This is a genomic window from Pseudomonas fluorescens group sp. PF-1 (assembly GCF_054481335.1).
The window spans coordinates 21,948-46,802 of sequence record NZ_JBTMNG010000001.1 but is presented as its reverse complement, the minus strand read 5'-3'; the positions used below and the strand labels follow the sequence as shown (position 1 = coordinate 46,802).

24 protein-coding genes are annotated in these 24,855 nt (G+C 61.1%); 8 read left to right on the top strand and 16 right to left on the bottom strand.

The annotated features are described in order from the left end of the window. Positions 1–16 precede the first annotated feature (16 nt). From ACX3YD_RS00245 to ppx, 4 genes are all read left to right on the top strand, one after another. Entirely contained in the window at positions 17–697 is a 681-nt protein-coding gene (locus ACX3YD_RS00245) for an amino acid ABC transporter permease (protein WP_103402897.1), read from the top strand. Continuing rightward, positions 694–1,344 carry an amino acid ABC transporter permease gene (locus tag ACX3YD_RS00240; protein WP_103402898.1) on the top strand — a complete coding sequence of 217 codons (651 nt, stop codon included), beginning with the start codon at positions 694–696 and terminating at the stop codon, positions 1,342–1,344. Before ACX3YD_RS00245 ends, ACX3YD_RS00240 begins: the two co-directional genes overlap by 4 nt. Then, positions 1,331–2,068 (top strand): amino acid ABC transporter ATP-binding protein, encoded by a 738-nt coding sequence (locus ACX3YD_RS00235; RefSeq protein ID WP_458959031.1) that lies wholly within the window; start codon positions 1,331–1,333, stop codon positions 2,066–2,068. Before ACX3YD_RS00240 ends, ACX3YD_RS00235 begins: the two co-directional genes overlap by 14 nt. A gap of 128 nt (positions 2,069–2,196) precedes the next feature. Next, the gene (gene ppx, locus ACX3YD_RS00230; protein WP_103403006.1) at positions 2,197–3,699 is read left to right on the top strand and encodes an exopolyphosphatase; all 1,503 of its coding nucleotides are present in this window, start codon (positions 2,197–2,199) and stop codon (positions 3,697–3,699) included. Between the two features lie 135 nt (positions 3,700–3,834). Here ppx and ppk1 read toward each other — a convergent pair whose 3' ends face one another. Together ppk1 and hemB are read right to left on the bottom strand one after the other, a co-directional pair. Further along, positions 3,835–6,057: a polyphosphate kinase 1 gene (ppk1, locus tag ACX3YD_RS00225; protein WP_103402900.1), complete on the bottom strand. Its 2,223-nt coding sequence runs from the start codon at positions 6,055–6,057 to the stop codon at positions 3,835–3,837. 18 nt (positions 6,058–6,075) lie between these two features. Next, complete coding sequence (gene hemB / locus ACX3YD_RS00220; protein WP_103402901.1) at positions 6,076–7,089, bottom strand: porphobilinogen synthase; 1,014 nt, start codon at positions 7,087–7,089, stop codon at positions 6,076–6,078. Positions 7,090–7,294: 205 nt separating this feature from the next. On the opposite strand from hemB, the gene ACX3YD_RS00215 reads away from it, so the two are divergent. Continuing rightward, positions 7,295–7,927 (top strand): DedA family protein, encoded by a 633-nt coding sequence (locus ACX3YD_RS00215; protein ID WP_103402902.1) that lies wholly within the window; start codon positions 7,295–7,297, stop codon positions 7,925–7,927. On the opposite strand, the gene ACX3YD_RS00210 is transcribed toward ACX3YD_RS00215, so the two are convergent. Then, positions 7,908–9,143, bottom strand: a complete 1,236-nt coding sequence (locus ACX3YD_RS00210; protein WP_458959030.1) for a sterol desaturase family protein — start codon at positions 9,141–9,143, stop codon at positions 7,908–7,910. The genes ACX3YD_RS00215 and ACX3YD_RS00210 overlap by 20 nt on opposite strands. Positions 9,144–9,258: 115 nt before the next feature. On the opposite strand from ACX3YD_RS00210, the gene elbB reads away from it, so the two are divergent. After that, positions 9,259–9,927, top strand: a complete 669-nt coding sequence (elbB, locus tag ACX3YD_RS00205; protein ID WP_458959029.1) for an isoprenoid biosynthesis glyoxalase ElbB — start codon at positions 9,259–9,261, stop codon at positions 9,925–9,927. 51 nt (positions 9,928–9,978) lie between these two features. Here the strand turns inward: elbB and ACX3YD_RS00200 are convergent, their stop codons facing one another. From ACX3YD_RS00200 to ACX3YD_RS00180, 5 genes are all read right to left on the bottom strand, one after another. After that, complete coding sequence (locus ACX3YD_RS00200; RefSeq protein ID WP_458959028.1) at positions 9,979–10,434, bottom strand: YaiI/YqxD family protein; 456 nt, start codon at positions 10,432–10,434, stop codon at positions 9,979–9,981. Positions 10,435–10,540: 106 nt separating this feature from the next. After that, a complete protein-coding gene (locus ACX3YD_RS00195; protein ID WP_458959027.1) occupies positions 10,541–12,439 on the bottom strand; it encodes an FTR1 family protein in 1,899 nt (632 codons plus the stop codon). Positions 12,440–12,668: 229 nt separating this feature from the next. Continuing rightward, the gene (gene rhtB / locus ACX3YD_RS00190) at positions 12,669–13,301 is read right to left on the bottom strand and encodes a homoserine/homoserine lactone efflux protein (protein WP_047534889.1); all 633 of its coding nucleotides are present in this window, start codon (positions 13,299–13,301) and stop codon (positions 12,669–12,671) included. 115 nt (positions 13,302–13,416) lie between these two features. Continuing rightward, positions 13,417–13,998, bottom strand: a complete 582-nt coding sequence (locus ACX3YD_RS00185; protein ID WP_458959026.1) for a mechanosensitive ion channel domain-containing protein — start codon at positions 13,996–13,998, stop codon at positions 13,417–13,419. Further along, a complete protein-coding gene (locus tag ACX3YD_RS00180; protein WP_103402907.1) occupies positions 13,998–15,908 on the bottom strand; it encodes an ATP-binding cassette domain-containing protein in 1,911 nt (636 codons plus the stop codon). Before ACX3YD_RS00180 ends, ACX3YD_RS00185 begins: the two co-directional genes overlap by 1 nt. A gap of 50 nt (positions 15,909–15,958) precedes the next feature. Between ACX3YD_RS00180 and ACX3YD_RS00175 the strand changes: the two genes are divergently transcribed. Then, positions 15,959–16,423, top strand: a complete 465-nt coding sequence (locus ACX3YD_RS00175) for a TIGR02444 family protein (RefSeq protein ID WP_458959025.1) — start codon at positions 15,959–15,961, stop codon at positions 16,421–16,423. On the opposite strand, the gene ACX3YD_RS00170 is transcribed toward ACX3YD_RS00175, so the two are convergent. Further along, positions 16,420–17,526: an AlgP family protein gene (locus tag ACX3YD_RS00170; protein WP_103402909.1), complete on the bottom strand. Its 1,107-nt coding sequence runs from the start codon at positions 17,524–17,526 to the stop codon at positions 16,420–16,422. The two genes, ACX3YD_RS00175 and ACX3YD_RS00170, sit on opposite strands and share 4 nt — an antisense overlap. Positions 17,527–17,718: 192 nt before the next feature. On the opposite strand from ACX3YD_RS00170, the gene ACX3YD_RS00165 reads away from it, so the two are divergent. Further along, positions 17,719–18,384 (top strand): FKBP-type peptidyl-prolyl cis-trans isomerase, encoded by a 666-nt coding sequence (locus ACX3YD_RS00165; protein WP_458959024.1) that lies wholly within the window; start codon positions 17,719–17,721, stop codon positions 18,382–18,384. A 60-nt stretch (positions 18,385–18,444) separates the two neighbouring features. On the opposite strand, the gene ACX3YD_RS00160 is transcribed toward ACX3YD_RS00165, so the two are convergent. From ACX3YD_RS00160 to ACX3YD_RS00130, 7 genes are all read right to left on the bottom strand, one after another. Further along, on the bottom strand, positions 18,445–18,903 hold the full coding sequence (locus tag ACX3YD_RS00160) for an Rsd/AlgQ family anti-sigma factor (protein WP_047534903.1): 459 nt from the start codon (positions 18,901–18,903) through the stop codon (positions 18,445–18,447). Positions 18,904–19,080: 177 nt separating this feature from the next. Further along, complete coding sequence (locus tag ACX3YD_RS00155; RefSeq protein WP_458959023.1) at positions 19,081–19,632, bottom strand: disulfide bond formation protein B; 552 nt, start codon at positions 19,630–19,632, stop codon at positions 19,081–19,083. Between the two features lie 228 nt (positions 19,633–19,860). Further along, on the bottom strand, positions 19,861–21,099 hold the full coding sequence (locus ACX3YD_RS00150) for a heme biosynthesis HemY N-terminal domain-containing protein (RefSeq protein ID WP_458959022.1): 1,239 nt from the start codon (positions 21,097–21,099) through the stop codon (positions 19,861–19,863). After that, positions 21,096–22,238: a uroporphyrinogen-III C-methyltransferase gene (locus tag ACX3YD_RS00145; RefSeq protein ID WP_458959021.1), complete on the bottom strand. Its 1,143-nt coding sequence runs from the start codon at positions 22,236–22,238 to the stop codon at positions 21,096–21,098. Before ACX3YD_RS00145 ends, ACX3YD_RS00150 begins: the two co-directional genes overlap by 4 nt. Positions 22,239–22,254: 16 nt before the next feature. Then, the gene (locus tag ACX3YD_RS00140; protein WP_458959020.1) at positions 22,255–23,022 is read right to left on the bottom strand and encodes a uroporphyrinogen-III synthase; all 768 of its coding nucleotides are present in this window, start codon (positions 23,020–23,022) and stop codon (positions 22,255–22,257) included. After that, positions 23,019–23,960 (bottom strand): hydroxymethylbilane synthase, encoded by a 942-nt coding sequence (hemC, locus tag ACX3YD_RS00135; protein ID WP_458959019.1) that lies wholly within the window; start codon positions 23,958–23,960, stop codon positions 23,019–23,021. The genes ACX3YD_RS00140 and hemC overlap by 4 nt, the downstream gene beginning before the upstream one ends. A gap of 139 nt (positions 23,961–24,099) precedes the next feature. Beyond that, positions 24,100–24,846 carry a LytR/AlgR family response regulator transcription factor gene (locus ACX3YD_RS00130; RefSeq protein WP_047534918.1) on the bottom strand — a complete coding sequence of 249 codons (747 nt, stop codon included), beginning with the start codon at positions 24,844–24,846 and terminating at the stop codon, positions 24,100–24,102. Positions 24,847–24,855: the final 9 nt, after the last annotated feature.

The following is a 24,855-nucleotide window of genomic DNA, read 5'->3' as shown; positions in this document are numbered from 1 at the left end:
GTGCAGGAGCCCCTTTATGGCTTATCAGTTCGATTTCCTGCCGGTGGTGCAAAACACCGATCTGCTGCTGCGCGGTGCGCTGTTCACCCTTGAGCTGACGGCCATCGGCGCGGTGCTCGGGGTGAGCCTCGGCATCGTGGGCGCGTTGGTGCGGGCGTGGAACATCCGCCCGTTCGCCGGGATTTTCGGCGTCTATGTCGAGTTGATTCGCAACACGCCATTTCTGGTGCAGTTGTTTTTCATCTTCTTCGGCCTGCCGTCGCTGGGCCTGCAGATTTCCGAATGGCAGGCCGCGGTGCTGGCGATGGTGATCAACCTGGGCGCTTACTCCACCGAGATCATCCGCGCCGGCATCCAGGCGATTCCACGGGGTCAACTGGAAGCCGCGGCGGCATTAGCGATGACGCGCTTCGAAGCGTTCCGTCACGTGGTGCTACTGCCCGCGCTGGGCAAAGTCTGGCCAGCCCTGAGCAGCCAGATCATCATCGTCATGCTCGGTTCGGCGGTGTGTTCGCAGATCGCTACCGAAGAGCTGAGCTTCGCCGCCAACTTCATTCAGTCGCGCAACTTCCGCGCCTTTGAAACCTACGCCCTGACCACGCTGATCTATCTGTGCATGGCCCTGCTGATCCGCCAGTTGCTCAACTGGATCGGTCATCGGTTTGTCGCAAGAAACAGCGCAAGGAGCAGCCGATGAGCGATTTCACTTTCCTGGACATCGTGCGCAACCTGCTCACGGGGCTGCAATGGACCCTGGCGCTGTCGCTGGTGGCGTTCATCGGGGGCGGCTTGATCGGGCTGCTGATCATGGTGATGCGCATCTCGGACAATCCCCTGTCACGCAATTTCGCCCGCACTTACATCGAACTGTTCCAGGGCACGCCGCTGTTGATGCAGCTGTTTCTGGTGTTCTTCGGCGTGGCGTTGGCCGGGGTGGAAATTTCGCCCTGGGCGGCGGCAGCGCTCGCGCTGACCCTGTTCACCAGCGCTTACCTGGCGGAGATCTGGCGGGGTTGCGTCGATTCGATCCCCAACGGCCAGTGGGAAGCCTCGTCCAGCCTGGCGCTGAGCCGGCTTGAACAGTTGCGCTACGTCATCCTGCCGCAGGCACTGCGCATCGCCGTGGCGCCGACCGTGGGCTTCTCGGTGCAGGTGGTCAAAGGCACCGCCGTGACCTCGATCATCGGCTTCACCGAGCTGACCAAAACCGGCGGCATGCTCGCCAACGCCACCTTCGAACCGTTCATGGTCTATGGCCTCGTCGCCCTCGGCTACTTCTTGCTCTGCTACCCCTTGTCCCTCAGTGCGCGCTACCTGGAAAGGAGACTGCATGCCTCTGCTTAGAATTTCCGCCCTGCATAAATACTACGGCGATCACCATGTGCTCAAAGGCATCGACCTGAGTGTCGAGGAAGGCCAGGTGGTGGCAATCATCGGGCGCAGCGGCTCGGGTAAATCGACCCTGCTGCGCACCCTGAACGGTCTGGAATCGATCAACGACGGCGTCATCGAAGTCGACGGCGAATACCTCGACGCCGCCCGCGCGGACCTGCGCAGCCTGCGGCAAAAAGTCGGCATGGTGTTCCAGCAGTTCAACCTGTTCCCGCACCTGACGGTGGGCGAGAACGTGATGCTCGCGCCGCAAGTGGTGCAGAAAGTGCCGAAAGCCAGGGCCGCCGAGCTGGCGCGGCAGATGCTGGAACGCGTCGGGCTGGGAGAGAAATTCGATGCCTTCCCTGATCGACTGTCCGGTGGGCAGCAACAACGCGTGGCGATTGCCCGCGCGCTGGCGATGTCACCGAAAGTACTGCTGTGCGATGAAATCACCTCGGCGCTGGACCCGGAGCTGGTCAACGAAGTGCTCAGCGTGGTCCGGCAACTGGCCAGGGAGGGCATGACGCTGATCATGGTCACCCACGAAATGCGCTTTGCCCGGGAGGTTGGGGATAAGTTGGTGTTCATGCATCAGGGCAAGGTGCATGAAGTGGGGGATCCGAAAGTGCTGTTCGCCAATCCGCAGACGGTGGAGCTGGCGAATTTCATCGGGACGGTGGAAGCGGCTGGTTGAACTCTCTGTGGCGAGGGGGCCTACCCCTTCGCCACAGGTATGCGCAGGATCAACGCTTTGATCACTGCGCGTTGGCGGCAGCCTTTGATCGTGGCACGATGGCAGGGTTATCGACCGAGAGCCTGACCATGCCGCAATCCCAAGCCAAGAATCTGTCCTTGATCGCCGCAATCGACCTGGGCTCCAACAGCTTTCACATGGTCGTGGCCAAGGCCCAGAACGGCGAGATCCGCATTCTCGAACGTCTCGGGGAGAAGGTTCAGCTGGCGGCCGGCATCGACGAGGAGCGCAAGCTCAGCGAAGAATCGATGCAGCGCGGACTCGATTGCCTGAAACGCTTCGCCCAACTGATAAACGGTATGCCACTGGGCGCCGTGCGCATCGTTGGCACCAACGCCCTGCGCGAGGCCCGCAACCGGGCTGAATTCATCCACCGCGCCGAAGAGATACTCGGCCATCCGGTAGAAGTCATTTCCGGCCGTGAAGAAGCGCGCCTGATCTATCTGGGCGTCTCCCACACCCTCGCCGACACCCCGGGCAAACGCCTCGTGGCCGACATCGGCGGCGGCAGTACCGAGTTCATCATCGGCCAGCGTTTCGAACCCCTGCTGCGCGAAAGCCTGCAGATGGGCTGCGTCAGCTTCACCCAGCGCTACTTCAAGGACGGCAAGATCACCCCGGCCCGCTACGCTCAGGCGTACACGGCGGCACGCCTGGAGATCATGAGCATCGAACACGCCCTGCATCGCCTGACCTGGGATGAAGCCATCGGCTCCTCGGGCACCATCCGCGCCATCGGCCTGGCGCTGAAGGCGGGCGGTCACGGCACGGGGGAAGTGAACGCCGAGGGCCTGGCCTGGCTCAAGCGCAAACTGATCAAGCTCGGCGACGTCGAGAAAATCGACTTCGAAGGCATCAAACCGGACCGTCGCGCCATTTTCCCGGCCGGCCTGGCGATTCTCGAAGCCATTTTCGACGCCCTCGAACTGCAACGCATGGACCATTGTGAAGGCGCGCTGCGTGAAGGCGTGCTCTACGACCTGCTGGGTCGCCATCATCACGAAGACGTGCGTGAGCGCACCCTCACCTCGCTGATGGAGCGCTACCACGTCGATCTGGAACAGGCGGTGCGGGTGGAGCGCAAGGCCCTGCATGCGTTCGATCAGGTGGCCAAGGATTGGGATCTGGAAGACGGTGTCTGGCGCGAACTGCTCGGCTGGGCCGCCAAGGTCCATGAAGTGGGCCTGGACATCGCCCACTACCAGTACCACAAGCATGGCGCCTACCTGATCGAGCACTCGGACCTGGCCGGCTTCTCCCGCGAAGACCAATTGATGCTCGCGCTGCTGGTGCGCGGCCACCGACGCAACATTCCCAAGGACAAGTTTGCCGATTTCGGCGACGACGGCATCAAGCTGATTCGCCTGTGCGTGCTGCTGCGCTTCGCGATCCTGTTCCATCACATCCGCGGCACCCAGCAAATGCCTCAGGTGGAACTGAATGCCAATGGCAACAGCCTGGAAGTGGTGTTCCCGGAAAACTGGCTGGACGAAAACCAACTGACCCAGGCCGATTTCGCCATCGAAGCGGAATGGCTGACCCGGGTCGATATCGTCCTCAGCGTCCGCTAGAGCCCTTTAGGCGCGAGCTTGCTCGCGAAAAACCTGGGGCAACACGTTTATCCAGGCAGCACGCATAATCGTTCACAGTGCACATGAAAAAGGGCGATCCAGTTGGATCGCCCTTTTTTGTCCGCCTGATCCGCGTTAACGGACGGCCAGGATCGGGCTGCCCAAACGCTCCAGCAACGTCGCCTGGGCGCTGCGCGGGTTCTGGTTGCCGGTTGGCGTGTTACGGATGTAACGACCGTCCGACTGCAGGCTCCAGCTGTGGGTGTTATCGGTGAGATAAAGCTCCAGCTCTTTCTTGACCCGCATGATCAGCTTCTTGCCTTCTACCGGGAAGCAAGTCTCGACGCGCTTGTCGAGGTTGCGCTCCATCCAGTCGGCACTGGAGAGGAACATTTGCTCTTCACCGCCGTTGAGGAAATAGAAGACCCGCGTGTGTTCCAGGAAACGGCCGATGATCGAACGCACGTGAATGTTGTGCGAAACCCCGGCGATGCCCGGCCGCAGGCAGCACATGCCACGCACCACCAGATCGATGCGCACGCCTGACTGACTGGCCTTGTACAGCGCGCGGATGATCTTCGGATCGGTCAGCGAGTTGAACTTGGCGATGATGTGCGCCGGTTTGCCGTCGAGGGCGAACTGGGTTTCGCGGGCAATCATGTCGAGCATGCCCTTCTTCAGGGTGAACGGCGCATGCAGCAGCTTCTTCATGCGCAACGTCTTACCCATACCGATCAACTGGCTGAACAGCTTGCCGACGTCTTCACACAAGGCATCGTCGGAGGTCAGCAGGCTGTAGTCGGTGTACAGGCGGGCGTTACCGGCATGGTAGTTACCCGTGCCCAAGTGCGCGTAACGCACAATTTCACCGGCCTCGCGACGCAGGATCAGCATCATCTTGGCGTGGGTCTTGAAGCCGACCACGCCATAGATCACCACCGCGCCCGCCGCTTGCAGACGGCTGGCCAGCTGCAGGTTGGACTCTTCGTCGAACCGCGCGCGCAATTCGATGACGGCGGTGACTTCCTTGCCGTTACGCGCGGCATCCACCAGCGCGTCGACGATTTCCGAGTTGGCGCCAGAGCGGTACAGGGTCTGGCGTACGGCCAGAACGTGCGGGTCTTTTGCCGCCTGACGCAGCAGGTCGACCACCGGGGTGAACGACTCGAATGGGTGCAGCAACAGAATGTCCTGCTTGCTGATCACGCTGAAGATGTTTTCGCTGTTCTGCAGCAGTTTCGGGATCTGCGGCGTGAACGGCAGGTATTGCAGCTCGCGCTGGCTGTCCAGGCCGGTGATGCTGAACAGTCGCGTCAGGTTCACCGGGCCGTTGACCTGATACAGCTCGGTCTCGCTCAGGTTGAACTGCTTGAGCAGGTAGTCGGACAGGTGTTTCGGGCAGGTATCGGCCACTTCCAGGCGTACCGCGTCACCGTAGCGACGGGAGAACAGTTCGCCACGCAGGGCGCGGGCCAGGTCCTCGACATCCTCGGAGTCCAGTGCCAGGTCGGCGTTACGGGTCAGGCGGAACTGATAGCAGCCCTTGACCTTCATGCCCTGGAACAGGTCATCGGCGTGAGCATGGATCATCGACGACAGGAACACATAGTTGTCGCCAGGGCCACCGACTTCTTCCGGCACCTTGATGACACGTGGCAACAGACGCGGTGCCGGAATGATCGCCAGACCGGAATCGCGACCGAAGGCGTCGATGCCTTCGAGCTCGACGATAAAGTTCAGGCTCTTGTTCACCAGTAACGGGAACGGGTGCGTCGGGTCGAGGCCGATCGGGGTGATGATCGGGGCGATCTCGTCGCGGAAATAGCGGCGAACCCAGGTCTTGAGCTTGGTCGTCCAGTAACGCCGACGGATGAAGCGGACCTGATGCTTTTCCAGTTCCGGCAACAGAATGTCGTTGAGGATCGCGTACTGACGGTCAACGTGCCCGTGCACCAGCTCGCTGATACGGGCCAGGGCCTGATGGGGTTGCAGACCATCGGCACCGGCCTGTTCACGGGCAAAGGTGATCTGTTTCTTCAGGCCGGCCACGCGAATTTCAAAGAACTCGTCCAGGTTGCTGGAGAAGATCAGCAGGAACTTCAACCGCTCCAGCAACGGGTAGGACTCATCCAGCGCCTGTTCCAGCACGCGGATGTTGAATTGCAGTTGCGACAGCTCGCGGTGGATGTACAGGCTGCTGTCATCCAGGCCTGGAATGACAATCGCTGGCGCTGCCACAACGGTTTCGGCGACCACCACAGGCGGAGCAGGCTCCAATTCCGGTGGGGTTTCGGCGATTTGCTCCACCACGGGTTGAGCGTCTTTTACGGCAACTTCAGTCAGTCCTTCGGTATTCATCACATGTTCCTGGGAGGGCTATTTTTGCTCTCGTAACAATTGAGCTGCGCGAACGGCAAAGTACGTCAGGATGCCATCTGCGCCGGCACGTTTAAAGGCGGTCAGGGATTCGAGGATCACCCCTTCGCTCAACCAGCCATTCTGGATCGCTGCCATGTGCATGGCGTACTCGCCGCTGACTTGATAAACAAAAGTCGGCACTTTGAATTCTTCCTTGACCCGCCAGAGGATGTCCAGATAGGGCATGCCAGGCTTGACCATGACCATGTCTGCGCCTTCTGACAAGTCAGCCGCCACTTCGTGCAGGGCTTCGTTGCTGTTGGCCGGGTCCATCTGATAGGAGGCTTTGTTGGCCTTGCCCAGGTTCAGCGCCGACCCGACGGCATCGCGGAACGGCCCGTAATAGGCACTGGCGTACTTCGCCGAGTAGGCCATGATCCGCACATTGACGTGATCGGCCAGTTCCAGAGCCTCGCGAATGGCCTGGATGCGACCGTCCATCATGTCCGACGGGGCCACCACCTGAGCGCCGGCTTCGGCATGGGACAGGGCCTGCTTGACCAGCGCGTCGACGGTGATGTCGTTCTGTACATAACCTTCTTCGTCGAGAATGCCGTCCTGACCATGGGTGGTGAACGGGTCCAGCGCGACGTCGGTGATCACGCCCAGCTCAGGAAACTGCGCACGCAAGGCGCGGGTGGCACGCTGGGCGATACCGTTGGGGTTCCAGGCTTCGGCGGCGTCCAGCGACTTGAGTTCCGGCGGCGTCACCGGGAACAGCGCCAGCGCCGGAATCCCCAGCTCGACCCATTTGGCCGCCTCTTCCAGCAACAGATCGATGGTCAGGCGTTCGACGCCCGGCATCGAGGCGACCGCTTCGCGACGGTTTTCACCGTCCAGCACAAATACCGGCAGAATCAGATCATCGACGGTCAACACGTTTTCACGAACCAGACGACGCGAAAATTCATCACGGCGGTTGCGGCGCAGGCGGGTTGCAGGGAACAAACGGTTGGCGGGGGTAAAGCTCACGGCAGACTCCTGAGCCCGCTGGCGTGCGAGCGTGACAGTTATAAGCGGCCATTATGACGATCGCGTGACAGTTATGTGCACGCTGCGACATGTAGCCGCATTCCATTGTCCTTGTAGGAAATGTTCACGTCGAGACACATTTCGACACTTTCCTGAATGTGTACGAAGGGTTAGGCTGCGCGTTCATTTCGCCAGCACCCAGACAATGCTCCAACAATTTCTGCATGACTTTGGCTATTTTGCCTTGTTTCTCGGCACGTTCTTCGAAGGCGAAACCATTCTGGTGCTCGCAGGCTTCCTCGCGTTCCGTGGATACATGGATATCAACCTGGTGGTGGTCGTGGCGTTCTTCGGCAGTTATGCCGGCGATCAGCTGTGGTACTTCATGGGGCGAAAGCATGGCCGCAAGTTGCTTGCGCGCAAACCTCGCTGGCAACTGATGGGTGACCGGGCGCTGGAACACATCCGCAAACACCCGGACATTTGGGTGCTGAGCTTCCGCTTCGTCTATGGGTTGCGCACGGTAATGCCCGTGGCCATCGGTCTTTCGGGCTATCCACCGGGGCGATACCTGCTGCTCAACGGCATAGGCGCGGCGGTCTGGGCGGCCGCACTGGCCGCTGCCGCGTATCACTTCGGCGCGGTGCTCGAAGGCATGCTCGGCAGCATCAAGAAGTACGAGCTATGGGTCCTCGGCGCCCTGCTGGTGCTGGGCCTGGTCCTGTGGCTGCGCCGACGCTTCAAGAATGCCCGCCTGGCCAAGCAGATTTATGCCGACGAGCAAGCCTTGAAGGCTGAGCAGGCCAAAATCGAAAACGCTAAGACGCCAACCGAGTGAAGCGGTTTCTGCAGCAGTAGAGACCGATACCGCTGAGCAGGCTGTAACTGAGCAGGCCGACCCAGCCCGCCGCGCTGGCCGGCCACAGCCCCACCAGTGGCGCCAGCCATACCAGCGGCACATTCGACGCCAGTCGCAACAACTCCAGCTTCAACGCCCACGGGCGATTCTCCAGGGCCACCCCCAGCACAAACAGCCCCAACGCCACTGCACTCCAGCCCAGGATCAGGGCAGCGGTCGGCAGCCTCGGCTCCAGATTCATCAAGTAGCTGCCCAACGCGATGTACACGCAGAACTGCAGCAAGACGTAGAGTTGCTGACGTCCGTCCAGCGGCACCTCGAATTTGCGGAACTGGCTCAGGTCCGGTTTGTTCATCGGGTATTTGGCTGCCACGTCCGCCGGCCGCCAACCGGTGCGCATGAACCAGATCCGCAATTTGTCCCAGGTGCTTTCGGCGTGCCGCGCATCCGCCCACAACTGCGCATAGAACTGCACGTTCGCCCAGATCGGATTCCAGCTCGCCAGCGGCGTGGTCACGCCGAAAATCACCGGTTCGTTGTCGTCCTCCTCCTGGAACGAGCCGAATAGACGGTCCCAAATAATGAACACCCCGCCATAGTTGCGATCCATGTAGAGAGCGTTCTGTGCATGGTGAGCCCGATGATTGGACGGCGTGACGAAGAACCACTCGAACCAGCCGAGCTTGGGAATGTGCCGGGTATGCACCCAGAACTGGTACAGCAGGTTCAGCGCGGCAACGCTGACGAATACCAACAGCGGCACGCCAACCACCGCCATGGGCAGGTAGAAGATCCAACTCAGCAGGAACCCGGTGCTGGTCTGACGCAGGGCGGTGGAGAGGTTGTAGTCCTCGCTCTGGTGATGCACCGAATGCGCGGCCCAGAGGATGTTGCGTTCGTGGCCCATTCGATGCAGCCAGTAATAGCAGAAGTCGTAAAGGACGAAGGCGAAAACCCAGACCCAAACGCTGTCGGCCGAAAGCTCGAACAGCGCCAGATGCTTGAGGGCAAACGCATAGGTGACCAGTCCCACGCCCTTGGTCAGCAGGCCGGTGGTGGTCGACAGCACGCCGGTGCTGATGCTGTTGATCGCGTCCGCCACCCGATAGTTGCTCACCCCGCGCCAACGGTCGGCCAGCAGCTCGACGGCAATCAGCACAAAGAAAAACGGCACCGCATACAGAATGAAGTCCATGACGCGCCCTGATCGGAATCCTGGGGACAGATCCTATGTGTAGCCGCGATTTAACCCTATGGCAACGAGTGACAAATTAGTGGACATTTAACGCCATGAATCTGGAGAAAAGCTTATGAGCAAAAAAGTTGCAGTGATCCTTTCCGGTTGTGGCGTGTACGACGGTGCAGAGATCTACGAAAGCGTGATTACCTTGCTGCGCCTGGACCAGCGTGGCGCGCAAGTGCAGTGTTTTGCCCCGGACATCGCGCAGCTGCACGTGATCAACCACCTGACCGGCGAAGAAATGCCCGAGTCGCGCAACGTGCTGGTGGAGTCGGCGCGCATCGCCCGTGGCGAGGTCAAGGACATCCGCGAAGCCAACGCCGAAGACTTCGATGCCTTGATCGTTCCCGGCGGTTTCGGTTCAGCCAAGAATCTCTCCAACTTTGCCGTCGAAGGCACCGGCTGCACCGTGCAACCGGACGTACTGGCCCTGACCGAAGCCTTTGCCGAGGCCGGCAAACCGGTCGGTCTGATCTGCATCTCGCCAGCCCTGGCGGCGAAAATCTACGGGCCGGGCGTGACCTGCACCATCGGCAACGACGCCGACACCGCTGCCGCCTTGAACAAGATGGGCGCGACCCACAAAGACTGCGCGGTCAGCGAAATCGTCGAAGACAAGGCACGCAAACTGGTGACTACACCGGCGTACATGCTGGCGCAGTCGATCAGCGAAGCGGCCTCCGGCATCAACAAACTGGTCGACCGCGTACTTGAGCTGACCCACGAAAACGACGCCTGACACCCTTTCAATGTGGGAGCGAGCTTGCTCCCACAGGGTTTTTCGTCCGACTCAGGCGTTGCGTGATAACCGGGTCAATATCCGATCCAGCGCATTGGCAAACGCCTGCTTTTCCCGCTCGCCAAACGGCGCCGGACCGCCGCTCATCTGCCCCTGCTCTCGCAGATCGGTGAACAGGTTACGCACCGCCAGCCGGTCACCCATGTTCTGCGCATCGAACTCCTTGCCTCGCGGGTCCAGCGCCGAAACGCCTTTCTTCACCAGGCGGTTGGCCAGCGGCACATCGCTGCAGATCACCAGCTCCCCAGGCACGGCGTGTTCTACCAGGTAATCATCGGCCGCATCCGGACCGCTCGGCACCACGATCAGCTTTACCAGCGTCAGGCCCGGCTTGATCTGCGGCTGCCCGGCCACCAGCACCACTTCGAACCGGCGCTTCAGGGCGAACTTCACCACCAGGTCCTTGGCCGCCCGAGGACAAGCGTCGGCATCGATCCAGACACACATCAGTTTTTCCTCTTCCGAAAAGCATCGCGAGCAGGCTCGCTCCCACAAGGTTAGCGCTAATGCTGTGGGAGCGAGCCTGCTCGCGAATGTGAGCGAAGCGAATGCTTTAAGAAACAGTTACCCGGCGCTTCTCAGCCAGCCAGCTTCGACCATACAACACGGTGATCGCAACAATCGCCACCGCCTGAGCACTCAGCGAATACGCATCGGCATGAATCCCCAGCCAGTCGAATTCAAAGAACGGGACCGGCCGTGTACCGAAAATCCCGGCTTCCTGCAGCGCCTTAACGCCATGCCCGGCGAACACCACTGACAGCGCGCACAGCAGAGCGGCGTTGATGCTGAAGAACAGCGCCAGCGGCAGTTTCGCTGAACCCCGCAGGATGACCCATGCCAGGCCGACCAACAGCACCAGCGCCGTCGCCCCACCGGCCAGCACGGCGTCGTGACCGGCCGGGCCAGCCTGCAGCCACAGGGTTTCGTAGAACAGGATCACTTCGAACAATTCGCGATAAACCGAGAAAAACGCCAGGATCGCAAAGCCGAATCGCCCGCCACCGCCCACCAGGCTGCTCTTGATGTAATCCTGCCAGGCCGCGGCATGACGACGGTCGTGCATCCACACGCCGAGCCACAGCACCATGACACTGGCAAACAGCGCCGTCGCGCCTTCCAGCAGTTCGCGCTGGGAGCCACTGACATCGATCACATACGCAGCCAGCGCCCATGTCCCCAGACCGGCCAGCAGCGCCAGCCCCCAACCGACGTTGACGCTGCGCACCGCCGACTGCTGGCCGGTGTTACGCAGGAAGGCGAGGATCGCCGCCAGTACCAGGATGGCCTCCAGACCTTCGCGCAGCAGAATCAACAGACCCGAGATGAAGCTCAGGGACCAGCTCAAACCGTCACTGCCCAACAAGCCGGCGGACACTTTCAACTTGGCCTTGGCGGCTTCCAGGCGCTGTTCGACCTGTTCGACCGGCAAGCCATCCTGCAACGACTGACGGTAAGCCATCAGCGATTTCTCAGTGTCTTTGCGCACGTTGGCGTCGACGTTATCCAGCGAGCTTTCGACCAGCTCGAAACCTTCCAGATACGCCGCCACCGACAAGTCATAGGCCTGATCGTGTTCGCCGGCGCGATAGGCCGCGATGCTCTTGTCCAGCGTGGCGGCGGTGTAATCAAGCAACTGCGCCGGGCCGCGCTTGACCTGCGGCGGTTGCGCCCGCTGGGCCCGGAAGGTAGCGGCCGCTTGCGGGCCGTCGGCAGCCTGTACTTCGGCCGGCGTCTGACGGGCCAGATCGGCAATGTTGTAAGTCTTGTCGCCGCTGGCGCTCGCCGGATCGGCGCTGAAGCCAGCGATATAAGTGGCCAGATCCCAACGCTGGCGATCGTCCAGTTGATCGGCAAAGGCCGGCATGTCGGTGCCTTCGACGCCGAGCCCCAGGGTGCTGTAGATCCCGTAGAGGCTCAGTTGATCCAGGCGCGCAGCATCGCGCAGATTGGCCGGTGGCGGGGTCAGGCCGACACCCGCAGGGCCATCGCCAGCGCCTGCATCACCGTGGCACACCGAACAATGCTGGGCGTACAGGGGCGCGCCGCGAGTCGGGTCGGGGGTAATGACCGGGGCCTGGCTGACCTCGTAGGCCACAGCCAGTTTCGCGCCCAGTTGCCGGGCCTGACGGGCGACCTCCGCGCCGTCCTGACGCGCCGTGATCGCCGCATGCAGCGCACTGATGCCCTGCTCCAGCCCGGCTTTTTCCGGCTTGCCCGGCATGGCGGCGACCAACCCTTGCAACACCCCGGTGAATTCGAGCTGTTCGCGGTATTCAGACTCGTCAATGACCTTGCCTGCCCGCACCGTTGCCGGGTAATCCGCGCCGATGTAGTCGAGCAGGTGCAGCGCTTGCGGCGCACTTTCCACCGTGTCGGCCAGCAAGTTGGAGCTGCATAAGGCCAGCAACGGTACGAAGAGCCAGGCCAGGAAACGGGACGGGGCAATCATGAATGAATCTCAATTGGAAACACGAAGTAATATATTGTTCACTCTCAATGACTTTCGCTCAAGCTTTGTCTGCTCTGCTGGCGTCAGAGCGAAACAAGGGGCCAGCGCCCGCATCGACCGCCTGCCACCCTCTCGGTAAGGGGCGCCAAGCCCATCGGATGCGCTGATCCCGCCCTTGCGACAATAAAAAAGGCGACCTGAAAAGGTCGCCTTTTTTGTCAGCGTGGGTTTAAACGGCGGCTTTGCGCAGAGTCGCCATGAAGGCAGCGGCACCAATGAACAGCCCGGCAAAGGTGCGGTTCATGCGTTTTTGCTGCTTGGGCGTGCGCAACAGGCGCAGCACCCTGGACGCCAACCCGGTGTAACCGGCCATGACGATCAGGTCGACGCAGATCATGGTCACACCAATGATCAGGTACTGAGCCAGCAGCGGCGCGTGGGGATCGATGAATTGTGGCAACACCGCCAGCATGAACACTAGCGCCTTGGGGTTGCTGATGTTGACCAGGAAGCCACGGAATATCAGTACCAGCGGTTTGCCGATCGGGCGCACGGCGGCGTTATCGCTCATGTCGCTGGGCAACGCGCGCCATTGCTTGATGGCGAGATAAACCAGATAGGCCACACCGAACCATTTGATGGCGTAGAACGCAGTCGCCGATGCCGTAAGAATCGCGCCCACACCGGCGCCGACAATCGCAATCTGCAGCGCCAGCCCCAATTGCAGGCCTAGCGCATTCCAGTACCCACGCCAGAAACCGTATTGCAGGCCGCTGGACATCGACGCAATAGCGCCAGCCCCCGGAGAAAGACTGATCACCCAGCAGGCGGCAAAAAAAGCCAGCCATGTTTGAAGCTCCATCGCACACCTCGACTCAGACTCGTGACAGAGGTCTAAGCTAATGCGGCTTTGGGCCGATGACTACCGATTTTTTGTAGGACATGACGATCGCCGACCCGCGTGGCCGGCGTGTCGGCTACTTTTCGAAACCGCTTGAAGGAAAGACATCACTGCCGCGCCAGCGTCGAACCGAGCGCTGAAAGAACAAACTGTTCGGCACTTGCACCATGGCGCTACCGGTTCCGAGCTCTTCGGCTTCGACCAACGTGGTGTAAAGCAAATTGATCGCTACTACCCGACCTTTGACGCCGGGCTTGTCGGTGGTATCCACCAACTCGACCACATCGCCCAGCCGAAACGGGCCGACGGTGAAGATCAGAATCGCGCAGAGCAAGTTGGACAGCACGCTCCACATGGCGAAAAACGCGACTGCAGCGACCGCGACAAAACCCGACAGCGCCGTCCAGAGCACCGTGGCCGAAACCCCGAGGCGCTCCAGCACGAAAATCAGGGCGCTGCCCATGATCAGCCAACGCAGACCTCCGCGCAGGGGCATCAGCAATTGTGGCGGAAACGGGTAGCGCTCACCGAGACGGGTCAGGCCCTTGGCAACGAAGCGCTGGGCGAGGTAGCCGGCCAGCAGGATCAGCAGGAGTTGCACGCCGAGCCAGATCGGCTCGACCCACACCGCTGGCAACGGCAACTTGAAGGCGTCCATCAGGACAGCGCCTCCAGCTCCGCCTGCATGCTTTCCAACAGCTCCAACGCTTCCATCCAGGCCTCTTCCAGCTCCGCCTCACGGACCTTCAGCTTGGCCTGTTCGGCCAGCAGATCACGCAATTCGTTCTTGCGCGCCGGTTCGTAGATGTCGCTGTCGCCGAGGCTGGCATCGATCTTCGCCAGTTTCTCGTGAAGCTTGCCCAACTCGGCTTCGAGCTTGTCAGCCTCACGCTTGTGCGGCGCCAGTTGCTGACGCAACGCCGCTGCGGCCTGGCGCTGGGCTTTCTTGTCGGTCTTGTCCGGGTTGACCGGCGTGTTGCTGACCGGGGCATTACGCTGGCGATACTCCACCAGCCAACGGGTGTAGTCCTCCAGGTCGCCGTCGAATTCTTCGACCTTGCCATCGGCTACCAGATAGAAATTGTCGGTGGTGCTTTTGAGCAAATGACGATCGTGGGAGACCACCAGCACCGCGCCACTGAATTCCTGCAGGGCCATGGTCAGCGCCAGGCGCATTTCCAGGTCCAGGTGGTTGGTCGGTTCGTCGAGCAGCAACAGGTTCGGCCGGTCCCAGGCGATCAGCGCCAACGCCAGGCGCGCCTTCTCGCCACCGGAGAAATTCAGCACCGGCTCATCGATCCGCGCGCCCCGGAAGTCGAAGCCACCGAGGAAGTCTCGCAGTGTCTGCTCACGCTCGGTCGGCGCCAGACGCTGCAAGTGCAGCAGCGGGCTGGCCTTGGAGTCCAGGGAATCAAGTTGATGCTGGGCGAAGTAGCCGACAACCGTGTTCTCGCCACGGGTCAAGCGACCGGCCAGCGGCGTGAGTTCACCCGCAAGGTTCTTGATCAGGGTCGACTTGCCCGCGCCGTTAGGACCGAGCAGGCCGATCCGCGCGCCGGGGGTCAATTGCAGCTTGACCTTCTCCAGCACGGTTTTCTCGCCGTAACCCAGACGGGCATCGGACAGGTCAATCAGCGGGCTGGAGATTTTCTGCGATTCGCGGAACACGAAGTCGAACGGTGAGTCGACGTGGGCCGCGGTCAACTCTTCCATCCGCTCCAATGCCTTGATCCGGCTCTGGGCCTGGCGGGCCTTGGTGGCCTGGGCCTTGAAGCGGGCGATGTAGCTTTCCATGTGCGCACGTTGCGCCTGCTGCTTCTCGTACGCCTGTTGTTGCTGGGCCAGGCGTTCGGCGCGGGCGCGTTCGAAGGCGCTGTAGCCACCGCGATAGAGCGTGATCTTGCGCTGATCGACGTGAGCCACGTGATCGACCACGGCATCGAGGAAATCCCGGTCGTGAGAGATCAGCATCAAAGTGCCGGGATAACTTTTGAGCCACTCTTCCAGCCAAATGATGGCGTCGAGGTCCAAGTGGTTGGTTGGTTCATCAAGCAGCAACAGGTCCGATGGGCACATCAAGGCCTGCGCCAGGTTCAGACGCATCCGCCAGCCACCGGAGAAATCTCCGACCTGACGATCCATCTGGTCATTGGTGAACCCAAGGCCCGCCAGCAGCTTGCGGGCACGGGCATCGGCGGTGTAACCGTCAGCGCTGTCGAGTTCCGAGTGCAGACGGGCCTGAGCGGCACCGTCATGGGCCGCTTCGGCTGCGGCGAGGTCGCGTTGCACCTGGCGCAGGCGCAGGTCGCCATCGAGCACGTAGTCGACCGCCAGGCGTTCGAGGGTGTCGACCTCCTGGCGCATGTGGGCGATACGCCAGTCGGCCGGCAGGAAGCAGTCACCCGAATCCGGGTGCAGTTCACCCCGAAGCAAGGCGAACAGGCTCGATTTGCCGGCGCCGTTGGCACCGATAAGGCCGGCTTTCTGGCCGGCGTGCAGCGTCAACTCGGCGTCTTCTAGCAGACGTTGCGGGCCACGCTGTAAAGTCAGGTTCTGAAGTCGAATCATAATGGCGGCGGAGTCTACCAGCTTCGCTCGCAACTGGCGCGAGTAGCACTATGTCCTCTGACCTGTGGAGCTTTTCCCTGAGCACTTATGCCCGTCCGGGCGTTGAACAGGCGTGCCTGCAATTGCAGTCGGCGGGCGTCAACGTGTGCCTGCTGCTGTGTGCGGCATGGCTGGGACAGCGGGGAGTGGCCTGCAATGAGCAGCGCCTGCAGCAACTTCGCAGTGTGGCTGAGCCGTGGGACAACGATGTGGTGCAACCGCTACGGGCATTGCGCACGCAATGGAAAACCATCGCCATGCTGGACGCCGACCTGCATGGACTGCGCGAACAGGTGAAGACCCTGGAGCTGGAAGCCGAGCGACATCTGTTGCTACGACTGGAGCGATCGGCCCAAGGTTGGCCGCAAGAGAAAGGGACCGATCTCTCGGCCTGGATGGAAGGTGTAGCGGCAGGCGCCACTCACCTGGACCGCGACGCGCTGCGTCAGCTGCGCGTCGCGGTATCCGGCACTTAGGAAGCGCTGGTTGGGTGGGTGGTAGCTGCGCTCGGAACAGCGGCCGGCGTTGGAGCAGACACGGCTGTCGAGGGGGTGGCGACCGGAGCAGGTGCTGCCGCCGCAGCCGGGACGGCTGGCTTGGCAACTGGCGCGGTGGCCGGCTTGGCGGCAACCGGTTTTTTCACGGCGGGTTTAGCCGCTGGTTTGGCCGCAGGTTTTGCAGCAGGCTTGGCTGCGACTGGCTTGGCAGCAGCGGCAGGTTTCGCCGCAGCAGGTTTGGCGGCTGGTTTAGCCGTCGTTTTTGCAGCAGGTTTAGCCGCTGGCTTGGCCGCGGTTTTAGCGGCGACAGGTTTGGCGGCCGGCTTGGCAGCAGGCTTGGCCGCTGCAGTTTTGGCGGCTGGTTTGGCCGCTGGTTTAGCGGTCGTTTTTGCTGCCGGTTTGGCCGCTGGTTTCGCAGCAGCGGTTTTCGCTACGGCCGGTTTGGCAGCGGCTGTTTTTGCAGCAACCGGTTTGGCAGCGGCCGGTTTCGCAGCCGTCGTTTTAGCCGCCGGTTTCGCAGCGCTGGCCGCGACAGGTTTTTTCGCCGCAGGTTTTGCAGCGGGCTTGGCTGCGGCTTTCACCGGTGCCTTGGCAACCGGTTTGGCGGCAGGCTTGGCCGGTGCTTTTGCAGCAACCGGTTTGGCAGCGGTTTTCTTCGCAGGGGCCGCAGCAGGCTTGGCCGCACGCAGGGACAATGCCTTGCCGACAGCCTCTTGAACGCGACCAACGCCCTGGGCCAGTTTCAGGCTTTCTTGAGCGTCGCGCTTGAGCTGCAGGATATAGCCGCGAGTGTCCGACTGACGATCCTTGAGGGCATCCAGCAGCTCCTCGAGTTCCTTCACTGCGTCCTTGGCTTTGGCCTGCGCCTTGGCCTTGCCGGCCGATGCAGCGTCCTGCAACTTGGTGCGGGATTTGTGCAATTTTTCCTGCGCTTTTCCGCGCTGCTTTTCCAGCTTGGCGAGCAGTTTTTCAGCATCAGCCAGCGCTTCGGAACAAGCGGTTTCTAAGTGCTCGAGCAAGCTGCCCGAGAGTTGTTGAAGTAAGTGCAACGGGGTATTTACAGGCTTCTTGGTGGCCGACATGGTTTACCTCCTGGCTGACGTGGGTGCGGCTCATACTAGACCTCTGCTGCTACCGCCGCTAGGGCATCTTGACAGTATCCAAAGCGTTGCGTTGCAACGAATCGAAAATGTTCTGCGCTTGTGTAAAAGCAGTTCACCGTTGAACGCATTCTCACTGGCATAATCGCCCGCATCTCAGGCTGGAGAGTGCCCATGTCGCGCTACTTTTTTTTATCGCTGTGCGTGATTTTTTCCGCGGCCCACGCTGCAGAAAAAACGCCGGAAAATGACGCTCACGACCTCGCTTACAGCCTGGGTGCGAGCCTCGGTGAACGCCTGCGCCAGGAGGTTCCCGATCTTCAACTTCAGGCGCTCGTCGACGGTTTGCAGCAAGCCTATCAAGGCAAGCCACTGGCGTTGAAAGACGAGCAGATCGAACAGATCCTCAACGAGCACGAAGCCCGGGTCGCCATGCAAACACCTGAGCCGCAAAGCGAATTGGCGCTGCAAAAAGAACAGCGTTTTCTCGCCGATGAAAAAGCCAGGCCCGGTGTTCGTGAACTGGCGGATGGAATACTGCTGACGGAACTGGCGCCTGGCACGGGTGCCAAGGCCGGGCCAAACGGCAAGGTCCAGGTGCTGTATGTCGGTCGCCTTCCCGACGGCACGGTGTTCGACCAGAACAGTCAGCCGCAATGGTTCAGTCTCGATAGCGTGATCAGCGGATGGCGCAGCGCACTGCAGCAAATGCCGGTCGGCGCGAAATGGCGCCTGGTGATTCCATCGGCGCAAGCCTATGGCGCCGATGGTGCCGGCGACTTGATCGCGCCGTTTACACCGCTGGTGTTCGAAGTCGAATTGCGCGGCGCCACTGGCTGAATGGCGGAAACGAAAAACGGTGCGCAAGGCGCACCGTTTTCAGTATTGCGAAGAGTGAATTCAGGCCTGAACCGAATCTTCTGCCTTGTGAGCGGTGTGCAGAACCTCGATCAGGCAATCCTCCAGCTCGAAGCGCTCGTGCAACAGACCACCCAGTTCCTTGAATTTCTCTGCCACACACTTGCCTGCATCGCACAGGTCATTGAACGCGAGCAGTTTTTCGGTGATGACGTCGATGCGCGGGTAGAGGGTTTCTGCCAACTCCAGACCACGCTTGTCATTGAAAGCCTTGGCTTCACCGGTCAGCTGTTCGTAGATTTCGAAATGCCCGGCGGACACGTAATCAACCAGGACACCACAGAATTCCTGCAAAGGTTTGCGGTTTTCACCCAGAGCCTCTGGCTTGGCACCGAGAGTGTCATAGGCATGAACCAGTTCGTGACGTTCCTGCAACCAACGATCGATCAGCAGATGTACTCCACCCCAACGTTCCTGAGCATTCTGACAACTTTCGAGCATGGCGATCTCTCTTCCCTTGTGGGTCATGCTGCCCTACACCCGTCACACTCTTGAAGGTCAAGAATCGGCCAGGCAGAGCGTCATCGAGCAACATAATTCCAATGACACGTGCCGGCCAGATTATGCCCGCACGTCTGTGGCTTCAAGGTACGCAGCCGATAAAGTTCATACAAGTGTTTAATCACCTACAAGCGCCCGGTGCGACGACTCGCCGCTGAGTGGTCGCTGCAAGGCGACCCAGGCTTGACGCAACAGCTGATAAATCCCCAGGGTCATCATCGAGATAAAGAACAGCAGGCTCCACTCCGGGATGCTCAAGTCAAACAGGGTCCAGGAGATCTGAGCGCAGTCGATGGTGCCTTTGAACATCTGCCGCACGACACACATCCAGGGCGAACCGGCGAACAGATCACTCAGATTGGGCGCGCAAGTCGACAATTGATTTGCCGGATCGCTTTGCAGCAACACCTGCCGCCACGCGATGACCGTTCCGGCCAGGCTGAAAAGCACACCGAACAGCCAATACAGGACAGTTCCGAAGCGACCGGGTCCCTGCACCGAAGCCATCAGACAGACACCCGTCAGCAGTGCCAGGCAACCTCGTTGCAACAGGCACAAACCACAAGGTTGGAGGCCGACTGCATACTCCAGATAGTACGACACGCCCAGGACCAGGGCGCCCGCAATGAAAACCAGGAAAAACAGGGAGCGTGAGCAGGCCAGAGGCATGGCTTTTCCGTAACAGTAAGGACCGACAGCTACGGTAGAGGAAAGCGCAACGGCCTTTCAAGACAGGTCGGCAGGGACACTTCAGCGCAAGTGTAGGGAATTCCCGACAGAGGCCAGAGGATCAGGTGTAGCCCCTTGTAGGATTCTGCTGAAGACGCATCACGAAAGTAAAATTCCGACAAAGTTTCCGCCATCGGATCGCCCCTTCGGGCGACCCTTCACTCACGGTCAAGCGTGAGCCGGCAACGGCAGCGGTGCTGCCAGCAAGCGCTCATCCAACAAGCCCAGACCTTCCTGGAACAGCTGATTACTGCGCTCGGTATCACCCATCTGCGCCAGCAGCCGAGCCAGTTCGGCGCAGGCTTCCGGGTTGCGCTGCACGCGCAGACTGCTTTCCAGATAATCCCGCGCCTTGCCCCACAGGCTGCGTTGCAGGCACAGGCGACCCAGGGTCAGCAATAGGCTCGGGTCGGCCGGTTGATCCTTGAGCAAGCCCTCGGCGAATTGCAGTTGACGCGCCGGATCACCACCGCGAACCAATCCGTAGAGCCGAGCCAGGTGACTGTCAAAGCTGCGCTTGAGCGCCGTGCGCAGCACCTCTTCAGCTTCGACCTGAGCACCCAGCTGGCGCAATTGCTCGGCATAGGCCAGCACCAGTTGCGGCTCTTGACGCTGGGCCGAACTCAACTGCTGCCAGGCGCGGTTGAGCGTTTGCAAGCCGACGGTTCCGTCTGCTTCCTGATGCGCCGCCAGAGACAGGTTCTTGCCCCAGGCGCGACGCTCAAGTTCGGCCAATTCAGCGGCTGGCAGGACCTTGTCCTTGCGCAACTCCGGCAGCAGACGAATCAGGGCCGACCAATCGCCTCGCTGCTGATACAAGCGCTGCAACTGGCGCAGGGTCTGCACGTTATGAGGGTGGCGCTCGTGCATCGCTTGCAGGGTCGCGAGGGCGCCTTCGGTGTCGCCGCGATCAGTCTGTAATTGTGCGTGGCTCAAGGCGATTGCCAGCTCGGCCTGTGGCTGACGCTCCAACGCACGCTCCAGCAGGTTGTCGCTTTCCTCGTAATGACCTTGTTCGTTCGCGGCTCGGGCAGCGCCGAGGTAGTACAGCAGCGGCTGGCGCTCGGCTTCCGCCGCCCGGGCCAGATGACGCTGCGCGCTGGCCCAGCGACCTTCCGCCAGATCCAGTTGACCATGCTCGATGGCGACCTGCACCCGACGACTGCGATTGCGCCGTGACCACGGGTTGACCACGCCACTGGACGTCGTTACCAACTCGATCAACGCCTTGATGCCCCAGAACAGCAGCCAAAGGACAGCCACCAAAGCCAGCGTTGCCCAGAGGCTCGATTCGTATCTGAACGTCTTGTAAGCGATCAGCACGTAGCCCGAGTGCTCGGCAATCGCCAAGCCTAGCGCCGCCGTAGCAGCGATGACCAGAAACACGATCACATACAGGCGCTTCATGGTGTGGCCTCCTGCGCGGTGTTCGCGGCAGGTTTGGCCATTGGCTTGACCGAGTCTTCGGCGTTCACGTTACGCCGTTCCAGATAAGCCTGAACCGCATTCAGTGTGCCGGTCAGGTCCGGGGTGACCACGGTGACGGGCTGCTTGCTCAACTCGGCCACCTGTTCAAGCATCACTTTGCTCTGCGGATTGTCCGGGTTGAAGTTGCCCTTGAGCACATCGCGCGCTTCGTCCAGTGCCTGGCTGTAAACCGCAGCCTGACCATTGAGTGCGGCCCATTGCGCTTGCTCGAGCGTCAGGCTCAGGGCCAGTCGCACCTGGCTCAGGCTCTGCCCGGCCAGTAACGGGCGGACGTTTTTATCGGCGTTGAAATCGATGCGGATGTAGCGAGAAATCTGATCCCACCACTGGGCCCAACGGTTGGCGCCGTCGCCATCGGCGGTCAGGCCCAGCAACGATCCGCCACGATCCTTGTACTCGGGCGCCAGTTCGGTCAGGCCGATCACCTGCTCACGCAAAGCCCCCAGCCGCAAGAACAACCCCGTGCGATCCGGTTGCTCGGTGCTGCGCAAAGCCACCAGGGTTTTGGCCACTTGCTCGCGGGCGGCGAAGGCTCCGGGATCATTTTGTTCGCGCAGAATTTCATCGGCGCCCTGCACCAGGGCCTGGGCGCTGCTGATGTCCTGCAAGGCAGACAATCGCAAACTGGCCAGACGCAGCAAGTGTTCGGCCTCGGCCAGGCGCCAATCCTTGCGGCTGGCACCGAGAACGGTTTCCAGACGCTGGTTCAGGCGCTGCTGATCACCCTGCAGCTGAATCACCAGGCGACTGCGCTCCTCCAGCACATCGGCGCCAGGCATTTGCTCCAGGCGCGCGCTCAGGCGCTGTTCATTGAGCTTCAGGCTTTGTGCCTCATCACTCAACGCCTGCACCTGACTCAGCTGTTGTTGGTTAGTCGATTGCAGGTGACGCACCTGCCAGACTCCCCAACCACCCACTGCGATACCGGCAGCGCCCAACAACAGCGCGACAATCGCCAGCCCATTGCCTCGGCGCTGCTCTGCCGCAGGTGGTGGTGTTTCAACCGGTGCATCGAGCACTGGCCGGACGTCATCTTTAGGCAAGGCTGTTTCGCTCACGTATCCATCCTTTGCATTAGAGAACGGGCACGGGGTGCTCCCGTAACGCCGTCAGCAAAGCCGCGGCACTGGCGCCGCGACAATCCACAACTGCCAGGGCCCCGGCGGCATGTGCCAGCTCGGCAACCCTGGGGCTTGGTACAAACAACGGCAACCGCGCCAACCGTGGCCAGGCATCGCCAGCCAATTGATGCAGGTGCTCAAAACCCTGTCCACTGCTGACCACCAGCCCGTTCAGGCGTTCCGCTTCGATCTGCCTTGGCAACGTGGCCGGCAGGTAGTACGGCAGTTCGCGACGGTACAGTTCCAGATACTCGACACTAGCACCTCGCTCGCGCAGGCGCTCTGCCAGTAACTCGCGACCACCCTCCCCGCGCATGATCAGCACGCGCGGTTCAGGCCCGGCGATGGCCTCGCGCAATGCCTCAAGTTCAAGCAAGGCTTCACTGTCATCGCCCTGCACCGGGCAGCTCACATCCAGGCCACGATCGACAAGAATCTGTGCCGTCGCCGCGCCGACGCTGAACCATTTCACGCGCGGCAAGGGCGAGCGAAACCGGTCGATCAACTCGATGCCGATTCGAGCAGCGGGCTTGCTGACCACGATCACAGCGCTGTAGCGATCCAGTTCCTGGATCACCTGGCGCATTGTGTCAGAGGCCGGGATCGGCGCTATGTCCAAAAGCGGCAAGCTGCTGCTGAAAATCCCCTGATCGGCCAGGAGACTGCTCAGCGCCGCCGACTCATCCGCCGGACGCGTCAACAGCAGGCGCCAGCCCGTCACTCGTGACCTGCCTCGCCATAGACCGCTTTGAGAATGTCGTTGGCGCCCTGACTCAACAGGTCTTCGGCCACTTGCACACCCAGGGCCTCGGCCTTGCCTCGTGGCGCGCGGGCTTCAGCACTGAGCAGCAGACCGCCATTCGGATCGCCCACCAGGCCACGCAACCAGATCTGCTCGCCTTCAAGCACGGCGTAGCAGGCAATCGGCACCTGGCAGCCACCATTGAGGTGTTTGTTGAGGGAACGTTCGGCGGTGACGCGGGTGGCGGTGTCCTGATGATGCAGCGGCGCCAGCAGTGCGTGAATTTCACTGTCGGCGCTGCGGCATTCGATGCCCACGGCACCCTGGCCACCGGCGGGCAGGCTGTCGTCGACGCTGATGGCCGACGTAATGCGATCTTCAAAGCCCAAGCGAATCAAACCGGCGGATGCAAGAATGATGGCGTCGTACTCACCGGCATCGAGCTTGGCCAGACGAGTGTTGACGTTGCCACGCAGGAAGCGGATTTCCAGATCAGGTCGACGGGTCAGCAATTGGGCCTGGCGACGCAGGCTCGATGTACCGACGATGCTGCCTTCAGGCAACTCGTCCAGGCTGGCATAGGTATTGGAGACGAATGCATCGCGCGGGTCTTCACGCTCGCAGATACAGAACAGGCCGAGACCTTCGGGGAAGTCCATCGGCACGTCTTTCATGGAGTGCACGGCGATGTCGGCTTCGTTTTCCAGCAACGCGGTTTCCAGTTCCTTGACGAACAGGCCCTTGCCGCCGATTTTCGACAGTGGTGAATCAAGCAGCTTGTCACCACGACTGACCATGGGGACCAACGTCACGAGCAGACCGGGATGGGCCTCTTCCAGACGGGCTTTGACATATTCGGCCTGCCACAGGGCGAGAGCACTTTTGCGGGTGGCGATGCGGATCTGGCGAGAGGACATGGATCAATCCGTACTGAAAAGATACGGCGGATAATAACAGCTCAGCCAAATCCACTTTGACTTGTATCAGAAACTACTCGGCCTCCCTGGCCCCGGATGTCCGGCAATCGGGTGTGGAAATTCACCTGCGACCAGCGAATTAAAGCTGTTGCATCATCTTCCGCACGCCCGCCACGTGGCGCCGACTGACGATCAAGGCGTCACCGTTCAGGCCTTTGAGGAACAGCTGAAAATGCCCGAGTGGCGTTCGTTGCAGCCGTTCGATGCGATCGCGAGCGACCAGTGCGTTACGGTGGATCCGCACAAAGCGGTCACCGAACTCGTCCTCGAGGGCCTTGAGCGGTTCATCCAGCAGCACTTCGCCGCTCTCGTGGCGCAAGGTCACGTATTTGTGATCGGCAATGAAGTAGACCACCTGATTCAGCGGGATCAGCTCGATCCCCTTTCGGGTTCGGGCGCTGATGTGGCTGCGCGGACCATTGCCACTTTCGGCGGCCGGGCGGGTCAGGGCCGCGAGTTGAACACGATTGGGTCGCTCGGCTTTCTTTAAAGCGTCATGTAAATGTTCGGTTCGCACAGGTTTCACCAGATAGCCTACGGCGCTGGCCTGTAAGGCTTCCACGGCAAATTCATCGGGCCCTGTGCAAAACACCACGGCGGGCGGGGTTTCGCGTTCGCACAATCGCGCGGCCACTTGCAGGCCATCAAGGCCTGGCATGCGGATATCGAGCAGCACGATATCCGGCTTGTGGCTGTCGATCAGTGCCAACGCCTCTTCGCCGTTCGTGGCGCTGGGCTCCAGGACACTGTATCCCTCGAGTTCGCCAACCATTCGGCTCAGGCGCTCGCGGGCTAGGGGGTCGTCATCAACGATCAGGACATTCATATTGCGCTG